The organism is Pseudomonas reactans, assembly GCF_013387025.1.
GTDB lineage: Bacteria > Pseudomonadota > Gammaproteobacteria > Pseudomonadales > Pseudomonadaceae > Aquipseudomonas > Aquipseudomonas reactans.
In genome coordinates, this window is record NZ_JACAQP010000004.1 from 112526 (window position 1) to 137724 (window position 25199).

The window sequence follows — 25199 nt, forward strand, 5'->3', positions numbered from 1 at the left end:
AACCAGCCGCCAAGCCAGCTGCCAAAACTGCTGCTGCAAAACCAGCCGCCAAGCCAGCTGCCAAAACTGCTGCTGCAAAACCAGCCGCCAAGCCAGCTGCCAAAACTGCTGCTGCAAAACCAGCCGCCAAGCCAGCTGCTAAAACTGCTGCTGCAAAACCGGCCGCGAAGCCAGTTGCGAAAACGGCTGCTGCAAAACCAGCCGCGAAGCCAGCTGCTAAACCTGCTGCTGCGAAACCGGCCGCGAAGCCAGTTGCGAAAACGGCTGCTGCGAAACCAGCCGCGAAGCCAGCTGCCAAACCTGCTGCTGCGAAACCAGCCGCCAAGCCAGTTGCTAAAACTGCCGCTGCGAAACCAGCGGCCAAACCTGCTGCTGCAAAGCCAGCTGCCAAACCGGCCGCTGCCAAGCCAGTTGCCGCGAAACCAGCACCGGCCAAGCCAGCAACGCCTGCTGCTGCCCCGGTAGCGTCCACCGCTTCAACTGCACCGGCCAGCAGCGCGACTGCACCGGTAGCGCCAAGCACCACTCCAACCAGCGCTTCCTAAGCGTTGGTGACCACGACGCGCAGCTGCTGCAGCGCGTCGTGGTCAAGGTTGGCGGCATCCTCAGCCGCCAGTCTTTCCAGCCATCGTTGCTGACCTCTGGCATTTTCCATCGGCCACGCTCGCGCCAGCGCTTCCAAACGCGCCAGCAATTGCCGTTCAGCCTCCAATTCCAGAGCTTTGACCCGTTCGCGCAACCCTGCCAAATCCTCATCCTGCTGCGCCAGGGTGCGCCACTGCGTGCGCACTTGTCGTAACGGTTCGATCACTTGTGTCTGCCAAGGCCTGGCAATTTTTTTCAGCGCTTCTATGCGTTCGGCGGTCACTGTCACCGCGCGCTGCTCCAGCCACGCGCCACACAGCAACAGGCACACATCCGCACCTTGATCCTGTAAGCGCAGGCAAGCGGCTTCAACGCCTGGTCGGGCGTAGGTCGAAAGGGCAAAGCTCCACAGGTCAGCGCACATATTCACACCCAAGCCAGCGGCCAACGAAGCTGGTAGACTCCGCCGCCATTATGATCCGACTTCAAAGCCTAACATTACAGCGTGGCCCGCAACGTCTTCTCGAAGACGCCGAGCTGACCCTGCACGCCGGTCACAAAGCCGGCCTGATCGGTGCCAACGGCGCCGGCAAATCCACGTTGTTCGCCCTGTTGCTGGGTGAGCTGACCCCGGATTCCGGGGACTGCCTGCTGCCAGCCGACTGGCGCATCGCCCATATGCGCCAGGAAATCGACACCCTGGACCGTATCGCGATCGACTACGTGCTCGATGGCGACCTGCGCCTGCGCCAGGTGCAACACGACCTGGCTGAGGCCGAGAAAGCCCAGGACGGTGCTGCCCAGGCCCGCCTGCACGCGGAACTCGACAGTGCCGACGGCTACACCGCCGACGCCCGCGCCCGCAAAATGCTCGCCGGCCTTGGCTTTACCAACGAACAGATGGACCGCCCGGTTGCTGACTTCTCCGGCGGCTGGCGCATGCGCCTTAACCTGGCCCAGGCCCTGATGTGCCCGTCGGACTTGTTGCTGCTCGATGAACCGACCAACCACTTGGACCTCGATGCGATCCTGTGGCTGGAAGACTTCCTCAAGAGTTACCAGGGCACCTTGCTGCTGATTTCCCACGACCGGGATTTCCTCGACGCCGTGGTCGACAACATTGCCCACGTCGAACAGAAGAAAATCACCCTCTACCGTGGCGGCTACACCGCATTCGAGCGCGCTCGCGCCGAACGTCTGGCCCAGCAGCAACAGGCGTTCGAGAAGCAACAGGCGCAGCGTGCGCACATGGAAAGCTACATCGCCCGCTTCAAGGCCCAGGCCACCAAGGCCCGCCAGGCCCAAAGCCGGATCAAGGCCCTGGAGCGCATGGAGGAGTTGTCGGCGGCCCATGTCGATTCGCCGTTCGACTTCGTGTTCCGCGAATCGGTGAAGATCTCCAGCCCGTTGCTGGATCTTTCCGATGCGCGCCTGGGTTACGGCGACAAAACCATCCTGGAAAAAGTGAAGCTGCAGCTCACGCCGGGTGCGCGCATCGGTTTGCTTGGCCCCAATGGCGCGGGTAAGTCGACGCTGATCAAGAACCTGTCCGGTGAGCTTTCGCCCCTGGCCGGCCGACTGACCCGAGGCGAGAACACGGTGGTGGGCTACTTCGCCCAGCATCAGCTGGACTCTCTCGATTCCAAGGCCAGCCCGTTGCTGCACCTGCAGCGTCTGGCGCCGACTGAGCGCGAGCAGACCCTGCGCGACTTCCTCGGCGGTTTCGACTTCCGTGGTGCGCGTATCGACGAGCCGGTGCTGAACTTCTCCGGCGGCGAAAAAGCCCGCCTGGCCCTGGCATTGATCGCCTGGGACCGTCCGAACCTGCTGCTGCTCGACGAACCGACCAACCACCTGGACCTGGAAATGCGCCTGGCGCTGACCATGGCGCTGCAGGAGTTCAGCGGCGCGGTATTGGTGGTGTCTCACGATCGCCATTTGCTCAAAAGCACCACGGATAACTTCCTGCTGGTGGCGGACGGCAAAGTCGAGGAATTCGACGGCGACTTGGACGACTACGCACGCTGGCTGACGGACTACCGCCTGCGCAACGCGCCGGTCAGCAACACCCCGGTCAACCCGGACAAGACCGACAAAAAGGCCCAGCGCCAAGCCGCCGCCGCGTTGCGTCAGCAACTGGCGCCGCACAAACGTGAGGCTGACAAGCTGGAAGCCGAACTGGGCAAGGTGCATGAGCGCCTGGCCAAGATCGAAACCAGCCTGGGCGACAGCGCCGTCTACGAGGCCGCCCGCAAGGACGAACTGCGCGACCTGCTGGCCGAACAGGCCAAGCTCAAGGTGCGTGAAGGGCAGTTGGAGGAAACCTGGATGGAAGCCCTCGAATTGCTCGAAACCCTGCAAGCGGAGCTGGAGGCGCTGTCCTGATGGAAGCGTTGCAGTTGCCGATACCGACGCAGTGGGTCGAGCCCGTGTGGGTTGGCGTGCAAATCCTGCTGATCCTGCTGGCGGGTTACCTTGCCCAGCGTTTTGTCGCCAAAGGCCTGACCCGGCTGGGTGAGCGCTACCCGTTCCCGCCGCAGCTGCTGATGCCGCTGCGCGGTGGCCTGCGCTGGCTGATCATGGGCAGTGCGCTGATCTTTGTGCTGGGTCGCCTGGGCGTGTCCGCCACGGTGTTGTGGACGGCGCTGTCGGGGTTTGTCGCAGTGGCGGCGGTGGCGTTCTTCGCCATGTGGTCGGTGCTGTCCAACCTGCTGTGCGCCATTCTGATCTTCACCGTCGGGCCGTTTCGCCTGGGTGATATTGTCGAACTGGTGGATACCGTCGACAAGCCGGGCGTGAAGGGCCGGGTCGTGGCAATCAATCTGCTCTACACCACGTTGGTCGAAGTGGCAGAGGCCGGTACCGACAGCGCAATGGTTCAAGTGCCCAACAGCCTGTTCTTTCAGCGCTCTGTGCGGCGTTGGCCCGGCACTCCTCTATCTCCTCTGTAGGAGCGAGCTTGCTCGCGAAGGATCGTCAACGATAACGCAGCGCATTCAGTTAGCTTGCATCGCCTGTGGGTTTTTCGCGAGCAAGCTCGCTCCTACAAAAAATCTATAGCCAGCCTTTGGTCGGCGGAGTTAGCTTAAGGCACAACAGCAAACTCCCTCCTGAGGTGTGCAATGGCACTCGATACGTGGCTGGCCTTTTTCCTGGCCAGTTGGATCATCTCCCTTTCCCCCGGCGCCGGCGCTATCGCCTCGATGTCCAGCGGCCTGCAATATGGTTTCCTGCGCGGTTACTGGAACGCGATTGGCCTGCAACTGGGCCTGGCGATGCAGATTGCCGTCGTGGCATGCGGCCTGGGTGCCATCCTGGCGACATCCTCCACCGCGTTCTATGCAATCAAATGGTTTGGCGTGGCGTACCTGGTGTATCTGGCCATCAAGCAATGGCGCGCGTTGCCCATGGACATGACCGATGACGCGGCCGTGCGCCCGATCGGCAAGCCGATGGCGATGATGTTCCGTGGTTTCCTGGTGAATGCCAGCAACCCCAAGGCCTTGGTGTTCATGCTGGCGGTGCTGCCGCAGTTCGTGAACCCGCAGGCGCCGCTGCTGATCCAGTACCTGATCCTGGGTGCGACGATGATCTGCGTCGATATGGTGGTGATGGCGGGGTATACGGGGCTGGCGTCGAAGGTGTTGCGGCTGTTGCGTACGCCTAAGCAGCAGAAACGCATGAACCGTACGTTTGCCGGGTTGTTTGTTGGGGCGGCTGGCTTTCTCGCCAGCCTGCACCGCGCCACGGCATAACTGAAGAAACCGAATCAAAAATGTGGGAGCTGGCTTGCCTGCGATGGCGGTGTATCTGATACACGGCTATCGCAGGCAAGCCAGCTCCCACATTGGTTTGTGTCGCTTGTGAAATCGGGGTTCAACGCAGGATTTTGGGTGCTTCATCCCTTGGCAGGCTGTTGCGCAGCGCCGGCTTGCCCGGGTCTTGATACCCGCCCCCCAATTGCTCCGCCAACTGCCGCGCCACATCCTCACCCAGTGCTTTCGACACGTCCTTCACCACACGCGGCCGGTTCAGGCTCACGCGCACGTCACGGCTGTTCACCAGCTTGGTGTCCTGGCCTTCGCCCATCGCCGTAAACGCCGAGGTGATCTCGTAGGTGCGCGTGTTGATCAGGCTGAAATCCGCCACCAGCGTCAGGCCCAACACGGCTGAGTAGCTGTTGGTGTGGTCCAGGGCGTTGATGTCCTGGGTGAAATCGATGGCCGACAGGGTGCCGAACAGCACATAGTCGGCGCCCTTGAAGTGACCGGCCTTGATACGCTTGATCACGTCGTAGACGTCACCCTTGGCATCGGCGGTGTAGGGCGTGCCCTGTACCAGCTGGAACTGGCGCGACTTGAGAATCTCGCCCTTGATATCGCCGCTGAATTTGCGCAGCTCGGTCTGTTCGATATAGCTGGTACGGCTTTCGTACTCGCTGTAGTTCGACGCACCGCTGGCGTGGTGGCTGCTTGCCTGGAAGTTGTTGCTGGCCGATACCTGGTGGATGTATTCCTCGACCCGCGCCTCGTAGGCCAGGTCGGTCACCGCGATCTTCGGTGCGGCCGAGGCGCCAAAGGCGCACAGCAGGCCGATCATGCCGATCCATGTACGCATTGCTTAGCGCTCCGTGGTCTTGCGGATTTCTTTTTCGTCCATCCATTCGGCCAGGCCGCTCTCGACGTCGACCAGTTGCAGGCTGAACTTGTAGAACACGTCCTTGTAGTCCGAGCTGCGCTTGACGATGGAGCTGATGGAGCCTTCCAGGCGGTACTTGGCGGCGACCATGTTGCCGGTCTTGCTGACAGTGGACTTCTTGTACAGGCCGCTCTGGTTCTGCAGCTTGAGCTGGTCGACCTGGCTCTGCATGTCGGTGTTGTCGCTGGCGAAGCGGGCAGTGCCGGTCTTCATCAACTGGGTCTTGATCGAGGTGGTGATCTCGCGGGTGTCGATGTACTCGCTGGTCTTGTTCTTCACGTCATACACCTGCACCACCGGGCGGCCCTGCAGGATGCCGGACTGGGCCAGGGAGCGGGTCATGCTTTCGGCGATCATCTGCAGGTCGGTGGAGCCGAACTCGTTGGTCACCGTTTCCACGGCTTTGGTGTCGCCGTAGCTGATGTTCTTGCTGCCCAATACGGGCGAGGTGTTGGAGCAGCCGCTGGCCAGCAGGGCAACGACAGCGAGCATCGAGAAGCGTGCAAACATGGGGAATTCTCTCTGAAACGTAAAAGGGGAACGGCTCAAGGCGTCTTCACTTCAAGGCGGAAGTCCGCCGCCTGCGGCAGGTTGGCAATGGCCGGCAGGAAGGTCGCCTGGTTGGCGTACAGGTTCAGCACTTTCCAGGTTTCTTCGTCGCCCACCGGGAAGCCGTCAGCGCCCAGCCAGGCGAAGCGGTAATACATCGTCTGGTTGCTGCTGGTGACGTTGCTCAATTGCACCTTGGCGGTGAGGAAACCGTTTTCGCGCGCAACGCGGATGGCACCGACGGCGATGCCCTTGAACTTGCCCATCACCACGATTTTGCTGGCGGCGCTGCCAGGCTCCGGCGATGGCGGGGTGGCGCAGCCGGCCAGCAGGACCAGCGCCAGGGCGCCGAGGATAAAATGACGCATAGCGTGCTCCTTAAGGTTGTTTGAGGGCGATGGCCTGGGTAGCGGTGCTCGGCACCACATGGGCGGCCAGGCCACCGGCGAATACCTGGTTACCCACGACGCGCAGGGTGATCACCTGATAACGCTGGTCAGCCTTGACCGTCACCAGCGTGCCGCCCAGGGCGTTGGGCAGGCTGACCTGGTGCTCGCCGTGCTTGAGGCGCAGACGCGTCACCTGGGTCATGTCCAGCAGGGTGCGCCAGGTGCGCGTGTCGGCGCCTTCGGTGACCGCCGAGGCGATACCCAGCACCAGGCCCGCCATGGGGTTGGTCTTGTTCAGGTTGTTTTGCGCCACGCCGCGGCTGACCGCACGCACCGTGGTGCGCAGGATGATCCCCGGCATGTCATCGCGCAGGGCGCGGCGGGACATGGCCGTGGTGCTGTTGAGTGCCGTGAGGTTCTGTTGCTGGCCGTCGACGCCGATCTGGGCGAAGGTCGCGGTGGACGTGTCGGCCTTGATCACCGGGAACGACAGCGGCGTGATCACCAGATTGCCGTTGATCGGGATCGGAATCGGCAGGCGAATCGAGTCGCGGGCCGGCGCCAGGCCGCTCTGCACCACGATCAATACGTCGGTTTCATCGGCGCCGACCTTGGACTTATCGAGGTCCAGCAGGGCCTGTTCCAGTAGTGGCGTATTGGGCCGCAACTCGGCCGCCTTGCGGTAGCCGGGGGCCGCCAGATCTTTTTCGCCCAAGGCTTCGTAGACGAAACCAGCCAGGTAATGGCTGAACGCGCTTTGGTAGCTGTTCTTCAGGCCGACCACTTCCGGAGCATCCAGGGCTTCCACCGGGTAGCCGCGCAGGTCTTTCACCTGGGTGGTGACACCTTCACGCTCCGCTTCGTCTTCGCGCTTGAGGTATTCCTTATCTCGCAGGTCCGCGATTACCGCTTCGCGTTCGTGAGTTTTCTTGATCTCAGTGCGTGCGCCATCGAAGTCGTTCAAGGCCAGCAGGTTCAGGGCCATCTGCGTGGTCAGCATGACCTTTTCGTAGTCATAACCTTCGTAGCGCCGCACCTTGTCGTTGGCGAGGAAACTGCCGAACTGGGCCAGGTACTTGGCAGTGTCGAACTTGACCGCCTCTTCCCACTTGTAGACTTGCAGATCAGCACTGCGCCAGGCGGTCTGACTCCCCGTCAAATCACCCTTGGCCCGCAGCAACTCACCCTTCTCGAAGAAATAGAGCAAGTCTTTGTCTTCACCGCTGTTGTTCTTTTCCAGCAGCGTCAACGCCGCGTCGACATTCCCGGTGGCCAACTGCTGATTGGTAGCCTGCAACTCGGTGTCATAGCTGCGAAACATCGAACAGCCCGACAACAACGTCACCGCCGAGAGCGCAAGCAAAGGTAAAGCGCGAAATGCCATGCAGCCTTCTTCCCTGAAAGTAGTAACCACTGTGGTAATTCCTCATAAAAACGAGGAACGAAATTCCCTTTCGCACTAACAGGGCGCGGCATTATAAGTGCCATTGCTGGCAAAACAATGGCTATTTGCCCACAAAAAACGCCACCACCCGCTCCTAAAATTCCCCGCCTCTAAGAACACCAAATCACTTACGCCTTGAGTCAAACCCTTTAAGGCTTAACAATGTGTTACTTCGTATTTCCATTTGAGATTCGTTCATGACTGCCCCCTTCCGTTTTCTCGCCTGGCTACTATTGCCGGCGTTGATGTCGTGCAGCTTCAACCTGTTGGCCGCAACTGCCGAGGGCGCCCCGCAAGCCCTGCATTTGCTGGACTACATTGGTGCTGACTATCCACCGACGGTGGAGGCGGGCAAGGTTATCGATGAATCCGAATACCGCGAACAGGTGGAGTTTCTCGGCGTGTTGCAAGGGCTGGTGGCAGAACTGCCGCAACGCCCGGAACGCGCGGCGTTGGTTAAAGGCGTCGACGAACTGTTAGCGGCGGTAACCGCCCATCAGGACGGCGCAACGGTTGCTCGGCAAGCCCGGCAATTAGGTGCCCAACTGGCCGTGGCCTATGAAGTCAGCCAGGCCCCGGCAATCACCCCTGATCCAACGCGAGGTGCGCCGCTCTACGCCCAGCATTGCTCGGTGTGCCACGGCACCGCAGGCGCTGGTGATGGCCCGGCCAGCGTCGGTATGACGCCGCCACCGGCTAACCTGCGCGACCCTGTGCGCCTGGACCGCTTGAGCCTCTACGCGATCTACAACACCCTCGGCCTGGGCGTCGAAGGCACCGATATGCCGTCCTTCGCTGATCAACTCGACGACCGTCAGCGCTGGGACCTGGCCACCTACATCGCCGGCTTCACCGCCGACCCGGCCGCCGCGAAAAGCGAGCAACCGTTCAACCTCGCCGACCTGGCGCGCCAGACGCCGAACGAAGTCCTGGCCGCCAACGGTGAGGCTGCCGCCGCCACGTTCCGCGCCCAGCGTGCGCAACCGCCGCAGGTCAAGCGTGGCCCTGCGCAGTTGCTCGATTACACCGCCACTACTCTGGACAAGAGCTTGGCCGCGTTCCGCAACGGCGACCACGAACAGGCCTACGACCTGTCGGTAGCTGCCTACCTGGAAGGCTTCGAGCTGGTGGAAAGCTCGCTGGATAACGTCGACGCCAACGTGCGCAAGGACACTGAGAAGGCCCTGATGGCCTATCGGCAGTCGTTGCAGGACGGTTTGCCGGTCGAGCAGGTGCAGCAGCGCCTGGATGTGGCCAAAGGCAAACTCACCGAATCCGCCGGCTTGCTGGGCAGCGACGGCCTGAGCTGGTCGCTGAGCTACATCTCGGGCCTGCTGATCCTGCTGCGCGAAGGCCTGGAAGCCATCCTGGTGCTCGCCGCGATCCTCGCGTTCCTGCGCAACACCGGCCAGCAGTCGGCGGTGCGTAGCGTCAACGTGGGCTGGGGGCTGGCGCTGTTGGCGGGCCTGGCGACCTGGGCGCTCGCCGCTTATGTGATTGACGTGAGCGGCGCCCAGCGCGAGTTGCTGGAAGGCTGCACGGCGCTGTTCGCCAGCGTGATGGTGCTTTGGCTCGGCGTGTGGATGCACGACCGCCGCCACGCAGCCGCCTGGCAGGACTACATCAAGAGCAGCCTGGTAGGCGGCGGCGGGCGTTTCGGCTTTGCGATGCTGGCGTTCTTCTCGGTGTACCGCGAGCTGTTCGAGGTGATCCTGTTTTACGAAACCCTGTGGCTGCAAGCCGGCCCGGCTGGACACAACGCCGTGCTGGCGGGCGGTGCGACGGCGCTGGTGCTGCTGGTGGGCCTGGCGTGGGTGATTCTGCGCGGTTCGGCCAAGCTGCCGCTGGCGCTGTTCTTCGGTATCAATGCGGCGTTGCTGTGTGCGCTGTCGGTGGTGTTCGCCGGGCATGGCGTGAAGGCGTTGCAGGAAGCCGGCATCTTCGGTACGCGGCCGGTCGCGTTCTTTGACTTCGACTGGTTGGGCATCCACGCCGATGCGTACTCACTGAGTGCGCAGGCTGTGGCGATCCTGGCGATTGTGGTGCTGTATGGTCGCAGTCGTTTGGCCGAAAAACGCCGAGTGGCGGCCTGACATGCGCGTGTGGATCGATGCCGACGCCTGCCCTCGGGCAGCCAAGGACCAGGTGGTGAAGTTCGCCCTCAAGCGTCAGTTCGAGGTGGTGCTGGTGGCCGGGCAAAGCCAGATCAAGCCGAGCTTCTCCTGTGTGAAGCTGATTGTGGTGCCCAGCGGTCCGGACGCGGCGGATGACTACCTCGTAGAGCACGCGGTGCCTGGCGAGTTGGTGATCTGCAGCGACGTGCCATTGGCCGACCGCCTGGTGAAAAAGGGCGTCACCGCCCTCGATCCACGGGGCAAGGAGTTCAGCCCGGCGAACATGAGCGAACGCCTGGCGGTGCGCAACCTGTTCACGGATCTGCGTGAACAGGGCCAGATGGGCGGTGGGCCAGCGCCTCATGGCGAAAAAGAAAAGCAGGCGTTTGCCAATGCCCTGGATCGAATCCTCACGCGCCTGATGCGCCAACCCTGACCCTGCGGCGAAGAGTTTTTGTGGCGAGCGGGCTTGCCCCGCGCTGGGGTGCGCAGCAGCCCTAAAACCTGCCAACGCTTTATGTCTGACACGCCGCAGTGATCTGCCTGGGGCGGCTTCGCCACCCAACGCGGGGCAAGCCCGCTCGCCACAACAAGCCCGCTCACCACAGTTGGGGGCAATCAGTCGTTTTCGTGGGTTAACTCCAGCACCCGGTCCACCAGCTTGTTGATCCCTGAAGCGACCTCGCTGATGTTTTTGCCAAGCATATAGGCCGGCGTGCTCACCAGTTTGCGCGCCTTGTCCTCGACGATATCTTCCACCGTGCACTCTTGGTGGGTGGCGCCCATCTTGTCCAGCGCGGCGGCGGTGTCGGCGCAGTTGCCGATGGTGCAGGTCACGCCCGGGCCATAGATCTTCGCCGCCAGGGCCGGTGAGATGCAGATCAGCCCCACGGGCTTGCCCGCTTCAGCAAAGGCCTCGGCCAATTCCAGAACCTGTGGGTTGACGCTGCAGCCTGCGCCTTCCACGGCAAAATTCGACAGGTTCTTCGCCGCGCCAAACCCGCCGGGCACGATCAGCGCATCGAAATCTTCGGCATTGGCTTCGCGGATGTCTTTCACATCACCGCGGGCAATCCGAGCCGACTCCACCAGCACATTGCGCGACTCGGGCATTTCTTCGCCGGTGAGGTGGTTGATCACATGCAGTTGCGCGATGTTGGGGGCAAAACATTGGACCTGAGCGCCACGCTGGTCCAGGCGCAGCAAGGTGATCACGCTTTCGTGGATCTCTGCGCCGTCGTACACGCCGCAGCCGGAAAGGATCACTGCAATTTTTTTGCTCATGGGCATTTCTCCTGGGGTCTTGGCGTTAAATGTCTACTAATTTGTCATCTGTTGCCAATGGGCTCTTGCGCCGCTACACCTAATCTAGATGTAACAAAAATAAACCGGACCAGACCATGGACTTCGTGCCTTACGCGGTACCGTTTTTCATCGCCTTGATCGTGGTGGAGCTGCTTGCCGACCGCTGGCGCGGCGAGCGCAACTACCGGGTGGCGGATGCCATCAACAGCCTCAGCACCGGCGTGCTGTCCACCACCACTGGGCTGTTGACCAAGGGTGTAGGGATCTTGACCTACGCGTTCGCCCTCAAACATCTCGCATTGATTGATCTGCCGGCCCAAAGCGTCTGGACCTGGGTATTCGCCTTTGTGTTCTACGACTTCTGCTACTACTGGCTGCATCGCATGGGCCATGAACGCAACATCCTGTGGGCGGCGCACTCGGTGCATCACCAGAGCGAGGACTACAACCTCAGCACCGCCCTGCGCCAGACCAGCACCGGCTTCCTGCTGAGCTGGATTTTCTACCTGCCACTGGCCGTACTCGGTGTGCCATTGGTGGTGTTTATCAGCGTGGCGTCGCTCAATTTGCTCTATCAATTCTGGGTACACACCCGGCATGTGCCGAAGCTTGGCTGGTACGAATGGTTTTTTGTCACGCCGTCCAATCATCGGGCCCACCATGCACAGAATGCTCTTTACATGGATCGTAACTACGGCGGGGTGTTCATTATTTGGGACCGGCTGTTCGGCACCTTCCAAGAGGAAGATGACAACGAACCAGTGATTTTCGGCGTGACCACGCCCTTGGCCAGTTGGAATCCACTGTGGGCCAACCTGCAGTTTTATGCGCAGTTGTGGAGCGATGCGCGACGTACCGAGCGTTGGTGGGACAAGCTGCGCATCTGGTTCATGCGCACCGGCTGGCGCCCGGCGGACGTAAAGGCCAAGTACCCGTTGGCCAAGCATGACCTGACCCAGTTCCGTAAATTCGAAGTGCCGCTGGATGTTCGCCAGCAGGTCTACATCGCTCTGCAATTTGCGGCGTACGTGGGCTTTGGCAGCTATTTGATGAATTTCGGCGAAGGCTTGCCCACGGCAGCGCTGATCCTGGGTTGGAGTGTCATGGCACTGGGGTTGTTTACCTTGGGTGTGGCCTTGGAGAATCGCCCGTGGGCGCTGAAGGCGGAGCTTTCGCGGCTGGTGCTGAATGTGCCGCTGGTGTGGCTGGCGCCGTTGGTTGGGCTATGGCCCGCCAGCAACTTGGGCTGGCTGGGCCTGCTGAGCTACAGCCTGCTCAGCGTGATCGGCCTCTACTGCTGCAGAAGCCGGTTTACTCGACTGGTGTCTTAGGCGTTTCGACCGGGACCGGCTCGGCAGCGAGCCGGGCCTTGGCCTCGGCGCAGGCCTCGCGGGCGATGCGCGCGTTCTTGATGCGGCGGCGCAGCCACAGGCCGAAGCCCAGTAGCAGCAACGCGCCCAGCACCCACAGCTCGTACTTCTTGATGCTGCCCAACATACCTTCCAGCACCGCGCCGAAGTGATAGGCCGCAGCGCCGAGAGCCAACGCCCAGATCGCTGCGCCAATCCCGTTTAGGATCAGGTAGCGTAGGGGCGGATAGCCGGACAGGCCGATCGCCACCGGCATGACCGTGCGCAACCCATAGACGAAGCGGAAGCTCAGCACCCAGATATCCGGGTGCTTGCGGATATGCTCCAGGGCCTTGTCACCCATCAATTGCCAGCGCGGCTTGCGCGCCAACAGCTTGCGGCCGTGCTTGCGGCCCATGTAATACCAAAGCTGGTCGCCGGCGTAGCTGCCGAAAAAGGCAACGACCACCACCAGGTTGATATCCATGTAGCCACGGAACGCCAGGAAGCCTGCGAGAACCAGAATGGTCTCGCCTTCAAAGAAGGTGCCCAGGAAGAGCGCAAAGTAGCCGAAGTCATGCAGAAATTGTTGAAGCATGGTCTGGGGTGCTGGCGAAATGAACGCGCAGCCTACGCCTTCACGAAGATTCATGAAAGTATCGAGATGTGTCACGAAGTGAACAATTCCTACGGAAATGACGAATGCGACTACAGGGCGCATCCTTAAGCACAACTGTCATACCTTCGTCATAATGGCCGCTTATAACTGCAACGCTCGCCCGTGAACCCGGGCTCAGGAGTCTGTCGTGAGCTTTACCCCTGCCAATCGTCTGTTCCCCGCCACCCGTCTGCGTCGCAATCGTCGTGATGATTTTTCTCGCCGCCTTGTACGTGAAAACATACTGACGACGAATGATCTGATCTTGCCGGTGTTTGTGCTGGACGGGGAAAATCGTCGGGAAGCGGTGGCTTCGATGCCCGGTGTGGAGCGTTTGACCATTGATTTGCTGCTTGAAGAAGCTGCCGGTTGGGTCGAACTGGGGATTCCGGCGTTGGCGTTGTTCCCCGTCACGCCGTCTGAACTCAAGTCCCTGGATGCTGCCGAAGCCTGGAACCCGGACGGGATCGCCCAGCGTGCCACCCGCGCCCTGCGCGAGCGTTTCCCGGAGCTTGGGGTGATCACCGACGTGGCGTTGGACCCGTTTACCACCCACGGCCAGGATGGCATTCTGGACGAAGACGGCTATGTTCAGAACGACATCACCGTCGATGCGCTGGTCAAGCAAGCCTTGTCCCACGCCGCCGCTGGCGCCCAGGTGGTTGCGCCGTCAGACATGATGGACGGACGCATCCAGGCGATTCGCGAAGCCCTGGAGCTGGCCGGTCACGTCAATGTGCGCATCATGGCCTACTCGGCCAAGTACGCCAGCGCCTATTACGGCCCGTTCCGCGATGCAGTGGGCTCGGCACTTAACCTGGGCAAGGCCAACAAGGCTTCGTACCAGATGGACCCGGCCAACAGCCACGAAGCCCTGCACGAAGTGGCGGCCGACCTGGCCGAAGGCGCTGACATGGTAATGGTCAAGCCGGGGATGCCGTACCTGGACATCCTTTACCGGGTCAAAGAAGAATTCAAAGTGCCGACGTTTGTCTACCAGGTCAGCGGCGAGTACGCGATGCACATGGCTGCAATACAGAATGGATGGCTGAGTGAAGGGGTGATCCTAGAATCCCTCACAGCCTTTAAACGCGCCGGGGCTGATGGCATTCTGACCTACTTCGCCGCCCGCGCCGCCCAATTGCTTAGAGAGCAACAATAGCCCTCACAGGAACTTTCAATGAATACCGAAGGACTCTCAGAAGTTGCCGTAAAAGACGCTCACCCGGTGGTTGAACAAGTCACCGAGACCCCGCCGGAGCATGAGCCCGCCGCGCCTGCTGTGGTAGCCGAGCCGCCCGTGCCGGCCCCGGTGGCGGCGGTGACCAACCTGGATGACAGCAGCCTGTACATCCACCGCGAGCTGTCACAACTGCAATTCAACATCCGCGTGCTGGAGCAGGCGCTGGATGAGTCCTACCCGCTGCTGGAGCGGCTGAAGTTCCTGCTGATCTTCTCCAGCAACCTGGACGAGTTCTTCGAGATCCGCGTCGCCGGCCTCAAGAAACAAATCACCTTCGCCCGTGAGCAAGCCGGCGCCGATGGCCTGCAGCCGCACCAGGCCCTGGCGCGCATCAGCGAGCTGGTGCACGGCCATGTAGACCGCCAATACGCGATCCTCAACGACATCCTGTTGCCGGAACTGGAGAAACACCAGGTCCGCTTTATCCGTCGCCGTCACTGGACCACCAAGATCAAGACCTGGGTGCGTCGTTACTTCCGTGACGAGATCTCGCCGATCATCACCCCGATCGGCCTCGACCCGACGCACCCGTTCCCGTTGCTGGTGAACAAGAGCCTCAACTTCATCGTCGAGCTTGAAGGTATCGACGCCTTCGGTCGCGATTCCGGCCTGGCGATCATCCCGGCGCCGCGTCTGTTGCCACGGATCATCAAGGTACCGGAAGAGGTAGGGGGCCCTGGCGATAACTATGTATTCCTGTCGTCGATGATCCATGCGCACGCCGATGACCTGTTCCAGGGCATGAAGGTAAAAGGCTGCTATCAGTTCCGCCTGACCCGAAACGCCGACCTGGCGCTGGACTCCGAAGACGTCGAAGACTTGGCCCGTGCCCTGCGCGGCGAGCTGTTCTCGCGACGCTACGGCGATGCGGTGCGCCTGGAAGTCGCCGACACCTGCCCTAAGCACCTGTCGGACTACCTGCTCAAGCAGTTCAACCTGGCCGAGTCCGAGCTGTACCAGGTCAACGGCCCAGTCAACCTGACGCGGCTGTTCAGCATCACCGGCCTGGACAGTCATCCGGAGCTGCAATACACGCCGTTCACGCCGCAGATCCCGAAACTGCTGCAAAACAGCGAGAACATTTTCAGCGTAGTGAGCAAGCAGGACATCCTGCTGCTGCACCCCTTCGAGTCCTTTACCCCGGTGGTCGACCTGCTGCGCCAGGCGGCAAAAGACCCGCATGTATTGGCTGTTCGCCAGACCCTGTACCGTTCCGGCGCCAACTCGGAAATTGTCGATGCCTTGGTCGACGCGGCGCGTAACGGCAAGGAAGTCACGGCGGTGATCGAGCTGCGTGCGCGGTTTGACGAAGAGTCCAACCTGCAACTGGCCAGTCGTCTGCAAGCGGCCGGTGCAGTGGTGATCTACGGTGTGGTCGGCTTCAAGACCCACGCCAAGATGATGCTGATCCTGCGCCGCGAAGCCGGTGAAATCGTGCGTTACGCGCACTTGGGCACCGGTAACTACCACGCCGGCAACGCCAAGCTCTACACCGACTACAGCCTGCTGACTTCCGACGACGCCCTGTGCGAAGACGTCGGCAAGCTGTTCAGCCAGCTGATCGGCATGGGCAAGACCCTGCGCATGAAGAAGCTGCTGCACGCGCCGTTCACGCTCAAGAAGGGCATGCTCGACATGATTGCCCGCGAAACCCAGTTCGCCCTCGACGGCAAGCCGGCACACATCATTGCCAAGTTCAACTCGCTGACCGATCCGAAGATCATTCGTGCGTTGTACAAGGCCAGCCAGTCCGGCGTGCGCATCGATCTGGTGGTGCGCGGCATGTGCTGCCTGCGTCCGGGCATTGTCGGGGTATCGCACAATATCCATGTGCGTTCGATCATCGGCCGCTTCCTGGAGCACACGCGGGTCTTCTACTTCCTCAATGGCGGCGAAGAGCAGATGTTCCTCTCCAGTGCCGACTGGATGGAGCGCAACCTCGATAAGCGTGTCGAGACGTGCTTCCCGGTGGAAGGCAAGAAGCTGATCATGCGAGTCAAGAAGGAGCTGGAAAGCTACCTCACCGACAACACCCACAGCTGGAGCCTGCAGTCAGACGGCCGCTACGTGCGCAACACGCCGACCGGCAACCAGAACCCGCGCAGCGCGCAGGCGACGTTGTTGGAGAAGTTGGGTAGCCCGATTCTGACGGTGAATTGAGTAGCGGTTTGTATGAGCAGGCTTGTGTGGCGAGCGGGCTTGCCCCGCGTTGGGCTGCGAAGCAGCCCTAAAACCAGACGCCGCATTCTGCCAGACAGAATGCGGCGTTTTTATTGGGGCTGCTTCGCAGCCCAACGCGGGGCAAGCCCGCTCGCCACAGCAAGCACAACCAGCCGCTCCGGTCGCCTGCGCGATCAGCGCAGGTTCAGGCTGAACCCCACCCGCGTCAACCACTCGGCTTCCTGGGCAAAGTCCGCCTGGGTCAACTGGTTTTCATCCAGCCAGCCCTTCGGGAATACCACATCCAGGCTGTCGCCATTGGCGCGCAGGGTCACCTGGGGCATTTCCTGGGTGCCGCGAATGTGGTGGAACAGGATCGCAAAGCGCAGCAGCACGCACAGGCGGATCAGCTTGATGCCTTCGTCACCGAATTCAGCGAACTTGTCCTTGGGGATGTTGCGGCGATGGCCGCGTACCAGCAGGGCGAGCATTTGCTGGTCTTCGCGGGAGAAGCCGGCCAGGTCCGAGTGCTCGATCAGGTAGGCGCCGTGCTTGTGGTAATGGTAGTGGGCGATGTCCAGGCCCACTTCATGCACCTTGGCGGCCCAGCCCAGTAGCTCGCGCCAGACGCCGTCTTCCAGGTCCCAGTCCTCAGCCACCTGGTCGAAGGCGTGCAGGGCTTTGCGCTCGACGCGGGCGGCTTGTTCCAGGTCGACGTGATAACGCTCCATCAACGAAGTGAGCGTGCGCTCACGCACGTCTTCGTGATGGTGGCGACCCAGCAGGTCATAAAGCACGCCTTCGCGCAGGGCACCGTCACAGTGGTCCATGCGTTGCAGTTCGAGGGCGTCGAAGATCGCTTCCAGAATCGCCAGGCCGGCCGGGAAGATGGTGCGGCGATCGGGCTTGATGCCGTCGAAGTCGATTTTTTCGGCGTCCCCCAGCTTGAACAGCTTGCGCTTGAGCCATGCCAGGCCTTCGGCGTTGACTTCGCCGGTGCCATGGCCGCCGGCTTTCAGGGCCAGGCCGATGGCGCGGATGGTGCCAGACGAGCCGATGGCTTCATCCCAGGTCAGGCGGTGCAGGGCGTGTTCGATGCTCATGATCTCCAGCCGCGCCGCCGTGTAGGCCTGGGCGTAGCGCGCCGGGGTGATCTTGCCGTCCTTGAAGTAACGTTGGGTGTAGCTGACGCAACCCATCTGCAGGCTTTCGCGCAACAAGGGCTCGAATCTTTGCCCAATGATGAATTCGGTACTGCCGCCGCCGATGTCGGCGACCAGGCGTTTGCCGGGGGTGTCGGCCAGGGTGTGGGACACGCCCAGGTAGATCAGGCGAGCCTCTTCTCGGCCGGAGATGACTTCGACCGGATGTCCAAGGATTTCCTCGGCGCGGCGGATGAATTCGCCACGGTTGCGGGCTTCGCGCAATGCGTTGGTGCCGACGATCCGCACGGCGCCCAGAGGCATGCCGTTGATCAACTGGGCAAATCGCTTCAGGCAATCGAGCCCACGCTGCATGGACTCTTCATTGAGCTGGCGCTCGTCGTCGATGCCGGCAGCCAGTTGTACTTTCTCGCCGAGCCGCTCAAGGATACGGATTTCACCGTTCTGGGCCTTGGCCACGACCATGTGAAAGCTGTTGGAGCCCAGGTCGATGGCGGCGATCAGGGACAGATTCTTGGCTTGGGATTGCGGCATGGTTTGGGGGTCTCGGTCGATAACCCAGCCATCGTGCCACGATCGACCTTTGGTGCCAACGCGTACGGCTTCGGTAATTTTCCTGCGGGCGTCTGTGAGGGATTCTTGAGGGGGGTGTAGGGTGGCTTTCTAAGTTCAAAGAGAATGGAGTTTTATCTGTGTAGGAGTTATTAACTATTTGCGGTAGTTGTGGAATTTATGGCTTTTCCTGCAAGGCGGAGGCTATTGTCTTAGTGGGTTGAAGTTTTAACCTACGTGCTATTTAGGTTTGGCTCACTTTTTATTTTTACGTCTCGTACAGTTATTAGTGTGTTCTCTGATTCATTAATCAGGTGCCAAAGCCACAGACTGTCATCCGGCAATTACGCCGTGGTGTTATTTATTTATGGTCGGATTTTTCGGCCGTCGTAGATGCACCTACTCATTACAGATGACAGGTTGAATATGAAAAAAATGTTGGGTGTGACAGTGGGTGCTCTTTGCTTGGTCGCAAGTATCGGTGCTCACGCAACGAATGTTGCTGAACTGATTGTACGAGGGACAATCAAACCGGCGGCTTGCAACCTTAGCCTCGCCGGTGGTGGCATTGTCGATTACCAGACAATTCCCGTCTCAAGATTGTCCGCGACGCAGTTCACTCCTCTTGACCCGAAACCTGTGAGCTTGAACATCAGTTGCGGCCAAACGCCAGCGCAGTTTCGAGTTGAGCTGACTGACCGACAATCTTCCTCCAAAGTGGCAGGCATCCTGGGTGCCGGGTTCACCGAGGCGCAGAACTATGGCCTGGGTGCCGTGAATGGCAAGCGTACCGGTGGGTACTCCGTTACTCTCAAAAACCTGCAATCGTCCAGCGGAACTCTGAGCCCTATCATGCGAAGCAGCCGGGGAGCGTCCTGGCAGATCAGTGACGGTAAAGTTGCGCAATCGCCAGCCCAGTATTCATGGCGCAGCGGTGCCACTGCGGTACCTGCATTCGTCACCACGCTTACAGGCACGCTTGAAGTGAAAGCCGTTATCAACCGCACGAACGATTTGGACCTGACCCGTGATGTAACGCTGGATGGTCGCACCAGTCTGTCGGTGGATTACATCTAAGCACGTCTTTTAATAGCCGGCATGAACGTAAAGATATTGACCTGTCTTTGCTAAGTGCCGGCTGTTTTAACGTATGCGTTTGTTGGTGTTCGACGTTATGTCTGTGGGGAAAATCGGTGAATGCTCTATCAATAATCGTAATGTCGTTGTTGCGCTATACAAGCTTGTGCCTTTTTTTGTGTGGTATGGCAGTAGCGGACGGAATGCAGCCGGAAACAACCGTAGTCATTCTGAATGAGGAAGAGGGTGAGGCGACACTTAATGTTAAAAATACGGACCCTGGCCCTGCGTTACTTCATTCGGTCATACACAACATACCCGAAGACTTGGAGCTCTTATTGATCGTGACGCCCCCGATTACGCGGGTTGAAGCGGGCGACACTCAATTGGTTCGTTTCATCAGTACTACGAAAAAACCGCTCAAGACCCAGCGCCTGAAACGCGTTTCCTTTGAGGGTATCCCCGAAGCACGTGTGCCCGGCGGTGCGACCATTGGTATCACCCTGCGCCAGAGCCTGCCATTGATCCTGCACCCCAAAGGCTTGCCCAAGCATGACGCGCCCTGGCAGTTGCTGGCATGGAGGCGTGAAGGGAATCAGTTGAAGGTCCACAACAACAGCGCTTACGTCGTGCGCATGGGGATGGAAGTACAGCTGCACCCACAAGCAGGCGTGGCAACGTTGCCGCGCACCTACATCCTGCCGGGCGAAGTGCTGACGCTCGCGTCGGCCGGTTCGGTAGCGGGAGTGATGGCCGTGGAGATTCATCCGGCCACGGTCTACGGGTTTACGGTGGACAGTTACCGCGCGCCCGTCACAGCAGATGCGGATTGACGGGCCTATGAAAAACACCAGGCATACCCGTCGCTCTGCCAATAGCGTGCCGAGCAATGTTTCCCAGCTTCGTTCCAGAATTCTGCTGGGGCTCGCGACGCTATGGAGTCTGCCAGGCACTAGCGCAGCGGTTGGACTGGGGCAGGGTTTTGACGTGGCCGCGTTGACCTCCCTTGGGATTGATCCGCAGGTGTCTGAATACTTTCGCAGCGCAGCGCGCTTTCGTGAAGGTGTCCATGTGGTCGGGCTGCGAGTCAATGGCACGCCGCTGGGGTTGGTTGACGCCCGTTTCGACTACCAGGGCCAGTTATGTTTTACCCCAGCGTTGCTGGCAAAAGCCGGTCTGGTTACCCCGTCCAGGCTTTTGCGCGAGGGCATCACCCCTGATCAGGCCTGCCATGATTTTGTTGGGGAATACCCGGCGACGATGGTACGGCTTCGCCCCAGCAGCGACGAGGTCACCCTGGTGGTGCCGACCCAGTCCCTGCGTGCGCCGGAGTGGGAGAGTGGGGATTTTTCCGAGGGTGGCGCGGCCGCCATCTTCAACTATGACGTATTGGGGTTCGATACCCACTCGCGCAGTGGGTCAAGTCGCTTCGTATCGGCCTATACCGAGGCGGGATTCAATCTGGGTAATTGGATTGTACGCAGCCGTCAGTTTTATGTTTCCGACAATGGCAAGACGCGCACCGAACAGGTGAACGCCTATGCCCAGCGTGATATCGCGGCGTTGCAGTCGACCTTCCAGGTGGGGCAGATTTCCAGCAACAACCCGATTTTTGGCGGTGTACAACTGACAGGCTTGCAGTTCTCCCCGGACGGGCAGCAGCGCAGCGGTGCGGGCGACAGCAATGTCGTGGTTGAAGGGCTGGCTCAAAGCCAGTCGCGGGTCGAGGTTCGTCAGTCGGGCGCATTGATCCACTCCACCCTGGTGCCGGAAGGTCCTTTCAGGCTGACGGGATTACCGTTGCTGAACAGCACCAGCGACCTCGACGTGAGCGTGATTGACGTGCGTGGGGCAAGGCGCAGTTTCGTGGTGCCCGCTGCCTCCTTTCGGGGTGGGGCTCCGGTGGAGCCGGGGTACTACTTTTCCCTCGGTAAGGTGCGTGAAACAGCCATCGACAACCAGGAATCGCCCGTGGTCGCCATGGGCAGCGGCACCTGGGGGCTGGGCCAGCGCTCGTCGCTGGGTTTCGGTCTGCTGAGTACCGATGAGTATCAGTCGGCCGGCGGATCGCTGAGCAGTGTGTTTTTCCATCAGATGACCGTGGGCGTGCGTCATAACCTGTCCCGTGATGCTCAAGATGAAGTGGGCGGCGCGCGTAGCACGCTGTCTTTGGTGACTCCGTTATTCGCCAATCTTGATGTCAACCTGAGCGCCTCGGCCCAGAGTCGCGGCTACCGGGAGGTACTGGACGCTGGTCAGGCGTCGCGAGGGTATAACCTTGATGCGCGTTTCAAGCGCCAGTACACGGCAGGTTTGAACTGGGCTGACCCGTCCCTGGGTGGTTTCTCCTTTGGTTTTACCCGCAACTCGCAATTTGACGGGCAATCCAACGATCACCTCTTTGCCGCGTGGAACAACACGTTCAACGGCGTGGGTGTCGCACTGATCGCCGACGCCCAGGTAGGTGCGACCGAGCCTCGGCGCCTGGACCCGGTTCGGGGCGGCCGTCGCGACGAGCGGCAGGACGAAGGCACGTCGGTCAGGCTGCAGGTCACGGTGCCCCTGGGTGCTGATCGGCGTGTGAGTTCTTATGTCAGTCGTCGAGGTGACCGGCTGGATGCCGGCACCGCCCTCAGCGAGCGGGTCAACGACTATGTGAACTACGAGGTCGGTGTTGATCGGGACATGAAAGAGCGTGAGCAAAGTGTGCGCGGTCGTGTGGACGTCTTGCCGCTGTATACCCGCGTGAGCTTGGGCATCGACCGCGATCCGTCGAACACCCACTATTCCGGCCAACTGCAAGGCGGCATCGTGGCCCATGAGCGCGGCGTGACCTTCTCACCGTATGCGGTGCAGGACACCTTTGGCATTGTTTCGGTGGGCGATATCGGGACGGCCAAGGTTTCGACGCCCCAAGGACCGGTATGGACCGATTTCAGCGGCCAGGCGGTGATCCCCGGGCTGCAGGCCTACAGCAACAACCATCTGCAGGTGCAGACCCAGTCGCTGCCCAAGCGCGTTGACTTGAAAAACGGCACCAAGGTGCTCGCTGCCGGTCGGGGTTCAGTCAATATTCTCAACTTTGATGTGGTGAAAGTCCGTCGTCTGTTGCTTGAAGCCCAGGACGAAGAGGGCCGGCCACTGCCTCAAGGCGCCGCAGTGTTCGGCCAGGACAACACCTTTATGACCAGTGTGGTGGGTGACGGCATGATTTTCCTCAGCAATATCGATGGTCCGCAAACCTTGAAGGTTTCACTGCCGGATTCGCAATCCTGCCTGCTGCAAGTCAACCCGGAGCAAGAGCCTGACGATGACAAACTCTATGAAACCGCACCGGTGGTCTGCCATGTTCTCTAAGCGCAGGCACCTGTGGCTGTTGTGGATGGCTTTTGTGGCGACCCAGGCGCAGGCTGAAAACTGCCGGATGACCCTGAGTGAGCCCCGTGTCGACTATGGTGTGATTCGCCCAGCGCAAGCTCCCTCCGGCAGGGCGCTAATGACGCTGGACACACCGCGCACGCTGCACTTGAGCGTGCTTTGCACGGACCCTTCGGTGATGTCGCTGCGTTTCAACGGCGCAGCCGCCGATGCCCAGGGCTTCCAGTTTGGTCGACAGGGACGTTTTACCTTGAACCTGAGGCAGGCTCAGGTCGACGGCAGGCCGGTATCGTGGCAGTCCGATGACACCCCCAGCGGACGGTTGCTACCGGGGCGTATGTTATCTGCAAGCGTAGGCGGTACACCGGTGACGGGCCGTCGGCTGACAGCCCAAGTGGAGGTCGCGGTTCAACTGCCGGCCAATGCCCTCGCGGTGTCTCGTGAGACGCTGCTGGAAGGCCACGGCCAATTCGAACTGGTCAGCCCGGCTGTTCCGTAGAACCAATGAAATTGGCCAGCTCGGCGGTTTGCGGGCTGGCGAACAACACTTTGGGGTCGCCCACCTCATGCACCTTGCCCTGATGCATGAACACCAGCTTGTCGCCGACTTCACGGGCGAAGCGCATTTCGTGGGTCACCATGATTAGGGTCATGCCGTCCTTGGCCAGTTGGCGCACCACGCTGAGCACTTCGTTGACCAGTTCCGGGTCGAGGGCCGAGGTGATTTCGTCGCACAGCAGCACTTTGGGTGACATGGCCAGGGCGCGCGCAATCGCCACGCGTTGTTGCTGGCCGCCAGACAGGCGATCGGGGAAGGCGTCGAACTTTTCGCCCAGCCCGACGCGCTCCAGCATTTGCTTGGCCAATTGAGCCGCCTTGGCCTTCGGCACTTTCTGCACCACTTGCGGCGCGAGCATGACGTTTTCGCCGACGGTCAGGTGTGGGAACAGGTTGAACTGCTGGAACACCATGCCGACTTTCTGCCGCAGGCTGCGCAGGTCGGCGCGGGCGGCGTCGAGGTATTCGCCATCGACTTCAATCACGCCGTCGTTGATCGACTCCAGGCCGTTGAGGGTACGCAGCAAAGTGGATTTGCCCGAACCGCTGCGGCCGATGATCGCCACCACCTGGCCTTCTTCAACGCTCAGGTCGATGCCTTTGAGTACATGGTGATCGCCGTAATACTTATGCAGGGCGGAAATTCTAAGCAGAGGCATGCAGTCTCCTTTCCAGGTAGCGCGCACTGAGGGACAAGGGGTAGCAGAGCAAAAAGTAACCAAGGGCCACCAGGCCGTAGACCATGAAGGGCTCAAAGGTCGCGTTGGCGAGCATGCCGCCGGTCTTGGTCAGTTCGGTGAAGCCGATGATCGAGGTCACGGCGGTGCCTTTGACCACCTGCACCGAAAACCCCACGGTGGGCGCGACGGCGATCCGCAGCGCTTGGGGCAGGATTACGTAGCGCAGTTGCTCAAGCGGGTTAAGTGCAAGGCTGGCCGAAGCTTCCCATTGCCCGTGGGCAATTGAGTCGACGCAGCCGCGCCAGATTTCGGCGAGGTAGGCGCTGGTGAACAACGTCAGGGCAATTGCCGCCGCCAGCCAGGGCGAGATATCCACGCCGAGCAGGGCGATGCCGAAAAACACCAGGAACAGCTGCATCAACAGCGGCGTACCCTGGAACAGTTCGATATAGGTGCGCGCAAGGTTGCGTGGAAAGGCTTTGCGGCTGATGCGCAAGGTCATCACCAGCAAGCCAATCACGCCGCCACCGACAAACGCCACCAATGACAGCAGTAAGGTCCACTGCAGGCCCGTCGCCAGGTTGCGCACGATGTCCCAGAACGAAAAATCACTCATCGGCTGTTCCTCATCACGAAGCGGCGGCCGATCCAGTTGAGCAACTGGCGAATCATCAGCGCCATGCACAGGTACACCAGGGTGGTCAGGGCATAGGTTTCGAATGCACGGAAATTGCGCGACTGGATAAAGTTGGCGGCAAAACTCAGCTCTTCCGTGGCGATCTGCGAACACACCGCCGAACCGAGCATCACGATAATGATCTGGCTGCTCAGGGCCGGCCACACCTTGCCCAGCGCCGGCAGCAGCACCACATGGCGGAAGGCTTCGAAGCGTGTCATCGCCAGCGCGGCGGCGGCTTCGAGCTGCCCGCGCGGGATGGCTTGAATGCCGGCGCGGATGATTTCCGTGGAGTAGGCGCCCAGGTTGATTACCATCGCCAGCACGGCAGCTTGCCACTCGGTGATCTTCAGCCCCAGGGACGGCAGGCCGAAGAAGATGAAGAACAGTTGCACCAGGAACGGCGTGTTGCGGATCAACTCGACATACACACCGAAGATCCACGCAAACGGCTGGATCTTCCACGCCCGCACCACGGCGCCAACGGTGCCCAGGGCCACGCCGAGGATGGCGCCGATGGCGGTCAGTTCCAGGGTGAACAGCGCGCCGCGCAACAGCAGGTCGGTATTGGCAAGCACCGGCACGAAGTCAAATTGATACGCCATGAGTCAGCTCCGTCGT

At 60.8% G+C, this 25199-nt stretch carries 24 protein-coding genes; 13 read left to right on the forward strand and 11 right to left on the reverse strand.

Annotated features, from left to right (window positions below; all coding sequences use genetic code 11):
- The coding region (locus HX793_RS31185; RefSeq protein WP_256354619.1) for a hypothetical protein at window positions 1-545 on the forward strand (545 nt) is incomplete at its 5' end.
- Here HX793_RS31185 and HX793_RS03955 read toward each other — a convergent pair.
- Window positions 542-1009, reverse strand: coding sequence for a TIGR02444 family protein (locus tag HX793_RS03955; protein ID WP_177097190.1), 468 nt, complete (start codon window positions 1007-1009; stop codon window positions 542-544). The two genes, HX793_RS31185 and HX793_RS03955, sit on opposite strands and share 4 nt — an antisense overlap.
- 50 nt (window positions 1010-1059) lie before the next feature.
- Between HX793_RS03955 and HX793_RS03960 the strand changes: the two genes are divergently transcribed.
- The 3 genes from HX793_RS03960 to HX793_RS03970 all read left to right on the forward strand — a co-directional run bounded on the left by HX793_RS03960 (window position 1060) and on the right by HX793_RS03970 (window position 4340).
- The gene (locus HX793_RS03960) at window positions 1060-2970 is read left to right on the forward strand and encodes an ATP-binding cassette domain-containing protein (RefSeq protein ID WP_016975857.1); all 1911 of its coding nucleotides are present in this window, start codon (window positions 1060-1062) and stop codon (window positions 2968-2970) included.
- A complete protein-coding gene (locus tag HX793_RS03965; RefSeq protein WP_016975856.1) occupies window positions 2970-3536 on the forward strand; it encodes a mechanosensitive ion channel family protein in 567 nt (188 codons plus the stop codon). Before HX793_RS03960 ends, HX793_RS03965 begins: the two co-directional genes overlap by 1 nt.
- Before the next feature lie 171 nt (window positions 3537-3707).
- Window positions 3708-4340, forward strand: coding sequence for a LysE family transporter (locus tag HX793_RS03970; RefSeq protein ID WP_028618426.1), 633 nt, complete (start codon window positions 3708-3710; stop codon window positions 4338-4340).
- Window positions 4341-4461: 121 nt separating this feature from the next.
- Here the strand turns inward: HX793_RS03970 and HX793_RS03975 are convergent, their stop codons facing one another.
- Genes HX793_RS03975 through HX793_RS03990 form a run of 4 tightly spaced genes read right to left on the reverse strand, consistent with a single transcriptional unit; the run spans window position 4462 to window position 7605 of the window.
- Window positions 4462-5202 (reverse strand): penicillin-binding protein activator LpoB, encoded by a 741-nt coding sequence (locus HX793_RS03975; RefSeq protein WP_177097188.1) that lies wholly within the window; start codon window positions 5200-5202, stop codon window positions 4462-4464.
- 3 nt (window positions 5203-5205) lie between these two features.
- Complete coding sequence (lpoB, locus tag HX793_RS03980) at window positions 5206-5793, reverse strand: penicillin-binding protein activator LpoB (protein ID WP_028618424.1); 588 nt, start codon at window positions 5791-5793, stop codon at window positions 5206-5208.
- A gap of 35 nt (window positions 5794-5828) precedes the next feature.
- Window positions 5829-6200: a YcfL family putative periplasmic lipoprotein gene (locus HX793_RS03985; protein WP_177061156.1), complete on the reverse strand. Its 372-nt coding sequence runs from the start codon at window positions 6198-6200 to the stop codon at window positions 5829-5831.
- A gap of 10 nt (window positions 6201-6210) precedes the next feature.
- Window positions 6211-7605 (reverse strand): COG3014 family protein, encoded by a 1395-nt coding sequence (locus tag HX793_RS03990; protein WP_177097187.1) that lies wholly within the window; start codon window positions 7603-7605, stop codon window positions 6211-6213.
- 257 nt (window positions 7606-7862) lie between these two features.
- Between HX793_RS03990 and HX793_RS03995 the strand changes: the two genes are divergently transcribed.
- Both HX793_RS03995 and HX793_RS04000 read left to right on the forward strand, forming a co-directional pair.
- On the forward strand, window positions 7863-9758 hold the full coding sequence (locus HX793_RS03995; RefSeq protein WP_177097185.1) for an FTR1 family protein: 1896 nt from the start codon (window positions 7863-7865) through the stop codon (window positions 9756-9758).
- A gap of 1 nt (window position 9759) precedes the next feature.
- Complete coding sequence (locus tag HX793_RS04000; protein ID WP_177052623.1) at window positions 9760-10215, forward strand: YaiI/YqxD family protein; 456 nt, start codon at window positions 9760-9762, stop codon at window positions 10213-10215.
- A gap of 182 nt (window positions 10216-10397) precedes the next feature.
- On the opposite strand, the gene elbB is transcribed toward HX793_RS04000, so the two are convergent.
- Window positions 10398-11063: an isoprenoid biosynthesis glyoxalase ElbB gene (elbB, locus tag HX793_RS04005; RefSeq protein ID WP_016975848.1), complete on the reverse strand. Its 666-nt coding sequence runs from the start codon at window positions 11061-11063 to the stop codon at window positions 10398-10400.
- A gap of 116 nt (window positions 11064-11179) precedes the next feature.
- Here elbB and HX793_RS04010 point away from each other — a divergent pair, with 116 nt between their 5' ends.
- Window positions 11180-12415, forward strand: a complete 1236-nt coding sequence (locus HX793_RS04010) for a sterol desaturase family protein (protein ID WP_016975847.1) — start codon at window positions 11180-11182, stop codon at window positions 12413-12415.
- Here the strand turns inward: HX793_RS04010 and HX793_RS04015 are convergent.
- A complete protein-coding gene (locus tag HX793_RS04015) occupies window positions 12396-13031 on the reverse strand; it encodes a DedA family protein (protein WP_033897595.1) in 636 nt (211 codons plus the stop codon). The two genes, HX793_RS04010 and HX793_RS04015, sit on opposite strands and share 20 nt — an antisense overlap.
- Window positions 13032-13239: 208 nt before the next feature.
- On the opposite strand from HX793_RS04015, the gene hemB reads away from it, so the two are divergent.
- Together hemB and ppk1 are read left to right on the forward strand one after the other, a co-directional pair.
- Window positions 13240-14253 carry a porphobilinogen synthase gene (gene hemB / locus HX793_RS04020; protein WP_177052624.1) on the forward strand — a complete coding sequence of 338 codons (1014 nt, stop codon included), beginning with the start codon at window positions 13240-13242 and terminating at the stop codon, window positions 14251-14253.
- A gap of 18 nt (window positions 14254-14271) precedes the next feature.
- Entirely contained in the window at window positions 14272-16494 is a 2223-nt protein-coding gene (gene ppk1 / locus HX793_RS04025; protein ID WP_016975844.1) for a polyphosphate kinase 1, read from the forward strand.
- Between the two features lie 194 nt (window positions 16495-16688).
- On the opposite strand, the gene ppx is transcribed toward ppk1, so the two are convergent.
- Window positions 16689-18191: an exopolyphosphatase gene (gene ppx, locus HX793_RS04030; RefSeq protein WP_033897523.1), complete on the reverse strand. Its 1503-nt coding sequence runs from the start codon at window positions 18189-18191 to the stop codon at window positions 16689-16691.
- Between the two features lie 444 nt (window positions 18192-18635).
- On the opposite strand from ppx, the gene HX793_RS04035 reads away from it, so the two are divergent.
- The 4 genes from HX793_RS04035 (at window position 18636) to HX793_RS04050 (ending at window position 23163) form a co-directional block, all read left to right on the forward strand.
- Window positions 18636-19286: a DUF1120 domain-containing protein gene (locus HX793_RS04035; RefSeq protein WP_177097183.1), complete on the forward strand. Its 651-nt coding sequence runs from the start codon at window positions 18636-18638 to the stop codon at window positions 19284-19286.
- A 140-nt stretch (window positions 19287-19426) separates the two neighbouring features.
- The gene (locus tag HX793_RS04040; protein ID WP_177097181.1) at window positions 19427-20119 is read left to right on the forward strand and encodes a fimbria/pilus chaperone family protein; all 693 of its coding nucleotides are present in this window, start codon (window positions 19427-19429) and stop codon (window positions 20117-20119) included.
- A gap of 7 nt (window positions 20120-20126) precedes the next feature.
- Window positions 20127-22643, forward strand: coding sequence for a fimbria/pilus outer membrane usher protein (locus HX793_RS04045; protein WP_256354611.1), 2517 nt, complete (start codon window positions 20127-20129; stop codon window positions 22641-22643).
- On the forward strand, window positions 22633-23163 hold the full coding sequence (locus tag HX793_RS04050) for a DUF1120 domain-containing protein (protein ID WP_177097179.1): 531 nt from the start codon (window positions 22633-22635) through the stop codon (window positions 23161-23163). Before HX793_RS04045 ends, HX793_RS04050 begins: the two co-directional genes overlap by 11 nt.
- Here the strand turns inward: HX793_RS04050 and HX793_RS04055 are convergent.
- The 3 genes from HX793_RS04055 to HX793_RS04065 are packed head-to-tail and all read right to left on the reverse strand — an operon-like array spanning window position 23144 to window position 25183.
- On the reverse strand, window positions 23144-23881 hold the full coding sequence (locus HX793_RS04055; protein WP_177097176.1) for an amino acid ABC transporter ATP-binding protein: 738 nt from the start codon (window positions 23879-23881) through the stop codon (window positions 23144-23146). The genes HX793_RS04050 and HX793_RS04055 overlap by 20 nt on opposite strands.
- Window positions 23868-24518, reverse strand: a complete 651-nt coding sequence (locus HX793_RS04060) for an amino acid ABC transporter permease (protein ID WP_016978951.1) — start codon at window positions 24516-24518, stop codon at window positions 23868-23870. Before HX793_RS04060 ends, HX793_RS04055 begins: the two co-directional genes overlap by 14 nt.
- On the reverse strand, window positions 24515-25183 hold the full coding sequence (locus HX793_RS04065) for an amino acid ABC transporter permease (protein ID WP_028618408.1): 669 nt from the start codon (window positions 25181-25183) through the stop codon (window positions 24515-24517). Before HX793_RS04065 ends, HX793_RS04060 begins: the two co-directional genes overlap by 4 nt.
- Window positions 25184-25199: the final 16 nt, after the last annotated feature.

What these genes read in the sequence shown, in the direction of transcription:
- HX793_RS03955 (WP_177097190.1), bottom strand. Translation starts at nt 1,009, where the DNA reads ATGTGCGCTGACCTGTGGAGCTTTGCCCTTTCGACCTACGCCCGACCA.
- HX793_RS03960 (WP_016975857.1), top strand. Translation starts at nt 1,060, where the DNA reads ATGATCCGACTTCAAAGCCTAACATTACAGCGTGGCCCGCAACGTCTT.
- HX793_RS03965 (WP_016975856.1), top strand. Translation starts at nt 2,970, where the DNA reads ATGGAAGCGTTGCAGTTGCCGATACCGACGCAGTGGGTCGAGCCCGTG.
- HX793_RS03970 (WP_028618426.1), top strand. Translation starts at nt 3,708, where the DNA reads ATGGCACTCGATACGTGGCTGGCCTTTTTCCTGGCCAGTTGGATCATC.
- HX793_RS03975 (WP_177097188.1), bottom strand. Translation starts at nt 5,202, where the DNA reads ATGCGTACATGGATCGGCATGATCGGCCTGCTGTGCGCCTTTGGCGCC.
- lpoB (WP_028618424.1), bottom strand. Translation starts at nt 5,793, where the DNA reads ATGTTTGCACGCTTCTCGATGCTCGCTGTCGTTGCCCTGCTGGCCAGC.
- HX793_RS03985 (WP_177061156.1), bottom strand. Translation starts at nt 6,200, where the DNA reads ATGCGTCATTTTATCCTCGGCGCCCTGGCGCTGGTCCTGCTGGCCGGC.
- HX793_RS03990 (WP_177097187.1), bottom strand. Translation starts at nt 7,605, where the DNA reads ATGGCATTTCGCGCTTTACCTTTGCTTGCGCTCTCGGCGGTGACGTTG.
- HX793_RS03995 (WP_177097185.1), top strand. Translation starts at nt 7,863, where the DNA reads ATGACTGCCCCCTTCCGTTTTCTCGCCTGGCTACTATTGCCGGCGTTG.
- HX793_RS04000 (WP_177052623.1), top strand. Translation starts at nt 9,760, where the DNA reads ATGCGCGTGTGGATCGATGCCGACGCCTGCCCTCGGGCAGCCAAGGAC.
- elbB (WP_016975848.1), bottom strand. Translation starts at nt 11,063, where the DNA reads ATGAGCAAAAAAATTGCAGTGATCCTTTCCGGCTGCGGCGTGTACGAC.
- HX793_RS04010 (WP_016975847.1), top strand. Translation starts at nt 11,180, where the DNA reads ATGGACTTCGTGCCTTACGCGGTACCGTTTTTCATCGCCTTGATCGTG.
- HX793_RS04015 (WP_033897595.1), bottom strand. Translation starts at nt 13,031, where the DNA reads ATGCTTCAACAATTTCTGCATGACTTCGGCTACTTTGCGCTCTTCCTG.
- ppk1 (WP_016975844.1), top strand. Translation starts at nt 14,272, where the DNA reads ATGAATACCGAAGGACTCTCAGAAGTTGCCGTAAAAGACGCTCACCCG.
- ppx (WP_033897523.1), bottom strand. Translation starts at nt 18,191, where the DNA reads ATGCCGCAATCCCAAGCCAAGAATCTGTCCCTGATCGCCGCCATCGAC.
- HX793_RS04035 (WP_177097183.1), top strand. Translation starts at nt 18,636, where the DNA reads ATGAAAAAAATGTTGGGTGTGACAGTGGGTGCTCTTTGCTTGGTCGCA.
- HX793_RS04040 (WP_177097181.1), top strand. Translation starts at nt 19,427, where the DNA reads ATGTCGTTGTTGCGCTATACAAGCTTGTGCCTTTTTTTGTGTGGTATG.
- HX793_RS04045 (WP_256354611.1), top strand. Translation starts at nt 20,127, where the DNA reads ATGAAAAACACCAGGCATACCCGTCGCTCTGCCAATAGCGTGCCGAGC.
- HX793_RS04050 (WP_177097179.1), top strand. Translation starts at nt 22,633, where the DNA reads ATGTTCTCTAAGCGCAGGCACCTGTGGCTGTTGTGGATGGCTTTTGTG.
- HX793_RS04055 (WP_177097176.1), bottom strand. Translation starts at nt 23,881, where the DNA reads ATGCCTCTGCTTAGAATTTCCGCCCTGCATAAGTATTACGGCGATCAC.
- HX793_RS04060 (WP_016978951.1), bottom strand. Translation starts at nt 24,518, where the DNA reads ATGAGTGATTTTTCGTTCTGGGACATCGTGCGCAACCTGGCGACGGGC.
- HX793_RS04065 (WP_028618408.1), bottom strand. Translation starts at nt 25,183, where the DNA reads ATGGCGTATCAATTTGACTTCGTGCCGGTGCTTGCCAATACCGACCTG.